This is a genomic window from Oleiphilus sp. HI0067, assembly GCF_001635735.1.
The window spans coordinates 1-1,728 of record NZ_LWFI01000098.1 but is presented as its reverse complement, the minus strand read 5'-3'; the positions used below and the strand labels follow the sequence as shown (position 1 = coordinate 1,728).

The window sequence follows — 1,728 nt, the reverse complement described above, 5'->3', positions numbered from 1 at the left end:
TTTGCGATTTCTTTCTTCTCAATTTCAACAGCTTTCTCAGCCTCAATCTTCTGAAGTTCAACTTCACGTTCACGAGATACAATCTCAAGATCACGCGCTCGTGTCACCTTCTCTTCTTCAATCGCTACAGCACGTTGACGATTTTGTTCTGCAACCTCAATTTCTCTCTGTTGATTCTCTTTCTGGACCTGAAGGTCTTGCTCAACCTGAATAGTCGTCGCTTCTGCTTTTTTTCGTTCTTCCTCCTGAACCTTCTTCGTCTCTGCTTGTTCGCGAGCACTAATGGTTGCAATTTCGCGCTTCTGTTTTTCTTCGGCATCCGCTTGCTGACGCTCTAGCTCAAGCATTGCTTCAACGGTCTCAACATTTTTCTTTTTTATCGCCAAAGCTTCATCTTGCTCAAGAATATTCGTTCGAACGTTCTGCTCTGCAGTTAGCGCTGTAATCTTTTTAATCCCTTCTGCATCAAGAATGTTGTTTGGGTCAAGGGACGCTTTAGGCGTTTGCTCTAAGTAATCAATCGCCACATCTTCGAGAACGTAGCCGTTCAAATCATCACCGATGACTTCAACGATTTTGTCTCTGAATTCTTGTCGGTTCTCAAACAGCTTAACGAAGTCAATTTGCTTACCTACAGTCTTAAGTGCCTCTGAAAATTTCGCATTGAACAGTTGATTGACTGCTTCTTTATCAGACGCACGATCTGCACCAATTGACTTAGCTACTTTCAACACATCATCAGCTGTTTCATTTACTCGCAGGTAGAAAGCTACGGTGATATCCGCACGCATATTATCGGCACAGATCAATCCATCTTTACCTCTTCGATCAACTTCTAAAGTGATCAAGGAGATTCGCATCAATTCTTTCTTATAAATAATGGGATAAACCAAAGCACCAGTGAAGTGAACTTTTGGTTTTGACGACATATCGTTAACAATCAGAGCTGTTCCTTGCTCTACCTTTATGTAAAAGGCTTTAAACAGCGCAGCAAAGCCCATTAGAAAGACAAAAAATATTCCTACACCAAATACCAAAGGCATCAACACAGACAGATCGGCCATAGTGGTTACTCCATTTCCAAGATTGTATCTTTAATTAAAATTTGATCAGCTTCCCGCGAAGTCATCCTCAGAGATCACGCGGTAAGTATTTTCTTCTTTGTTATATTCGAGCAGCACAACCCGATCTCCTTTAGAAAAACTTGCGCTGCCATCAGTACGCACCTTCAGCAACAACCCGGCGCCACCATCTTCAAGAGTTGCCTCCCCAAAGCTGTTATCCACACGAGATGTTTTAACTACAGCCGTTTGGCCCAAAACGCGCTTGACTGTTTCTTGAGATGCTTTTTTGAACAAAGGCCGTAATGGTTTGATAAGCGCTGCAGTTATCATGACGGAAATATATAGCGACCCAAGCAATATTGGGATACTAGCCAAAAGACTAAACAAACCTTCTGGTAAAATACCCATCAAAAAGTGCACTACGTAGTAGCAAATGACCCAACCAAATAATGCGATAAACGACAAAATAATTGTGACCGGAACGCCATGAAGACCAAAGCGCAACATCAAGCCAGCTAAAACGTTCGCACTATTCAAACCCTGTTCGGCATTGATATCAATTCCATTGGCTTCGGGAATATCGAAATCCAGCACATCAATTTCAATTAAGCCCAAAACTGCGACGACCCAATACAGCACGACAACAAGCAAAAGGAATGTAAAG

Annotated in this window: 2 protein-coding genes; both read right to left on the bottom strand. The window is 42.2% G+C overall.

Going from position 1 to position 1,728, the window contains the following annotated elements:
- The coding region (locus A3739_RS01395) for a flotillin family protein (RefSeq protein ID WP_369821072.1) at positions 1-1,064 on the bottom strand (1,064 nt) is incomplete at its 3' end.
- A gap of 45 nt (positions 1,065-1,109) precedes the next feature.
- The coding region (locus A3739_RS01390; protein WP_068499969.1) for an OB-fold-containig protein at positions 1,110-1,728 on the bottom strand (619 nt) is incomplete at its 5' end.